This is a genomic window from Pseudomonas sp. MF06569 (genome assembly GCF_059862735.1).
The window spans coordinates 1-989 of the sequence record NZ_JCBCUZ010000080.1 but is presented as its reverse complement, the minus strand read 5'-3'; the positions used below and the strand labels follow the sequence as shown (position 1 = coordinate 989).

Here is a 989-nt window from a genome sequence, read left to right as displayed (position 1 = left end):
CCCCCTAGCCGAAACAGTGCTCTACCCCCTACAGTGATACATGAGGCGCTACCTAAATAGCTTTCGAGGAGAACCAGCTATCTCCGAGCTTGATTAGCCTTTCACTCCGATCCACAGGTCATCCGCTAACTTTTCAACGGTAGTCGGTTCGGTCCTCCAGTTAGTGTTACCCAACCTTCAACCTGCCCATGGATAGATCGCCCGGTTTCGGGTCTATTCCCAGCGACTAGACGCCCTATTAAGACTCGCTTTCGCTACGCCTCCCCTATTCGGTTAAGCTTGCCACTGAAAATAAGTCGCTGACCCATTATACAAAAGGTACGCAGTCACCCAACAAAGTGGGCTCCCACTGCTTGTACGCATACGGTTTCAGGATCTATTTCACTCCCCTCTCCGGGGTTCTTTTCGCCTTTCCCTCACGGTACTAGTTCACTATCGGTCAGTCAGTAGTATTTAGCCTTGGAGGATGGTCCCCCCATATTCAGACAAAGTTTCTCGTGCTCCGTCCTACTCGATTTCACTGCAAAGATGTTTTCGCGTACAGGGCTATCACCCACTATGGCCGCACTTTCCAGAGCGTTCCGCTAACATCAATACAGCTTAAGGGCTGGTCCCCGTTCGCTCGCCACTACTAAGGGAATCTCGGTTGATTTCTTTTCCTCAGGGTACTTAGATGTTTCAGTTCCCCTGGTTCGCTTCTTAAGCCTATGTATTCAGCTTAAGATACCTAACTTATGTTAGGTGGGTTCCCCCATTCAGACATCTCCGGATCAAAGTCTGTTTGCCGACTCCCCGAAGCTTTTCGCAGGCTACCACGTCTTTCATCGCCTCTGACTGCCAAGGCATCCACCGTATGCGCTTCTTCACTTGACCATATAACCCCAAGCAATCTGGTTATACTATGAAGACGACATTCGCCGAAAATTCGCATGTTCAATTAAGAACGTTCACAAATTTTACCTTAGCCTGAATAAACACCAGTGAAAGTG

1 rRNA gene is annotated in these 989 nt (G+C 48.9%); it reads right to left on the bottom strand.

Annotated elements, in window-relative coordinates:
* Nucleotides 1-873: ribosomal RNA gene (locus tag AC19YQ_RS24955) — 23S ribosomal RNA — on the bottom strand; the annotation flags it as partial.
* Nucleotides 874-989 lie beyond the last annotated feature (116 nt).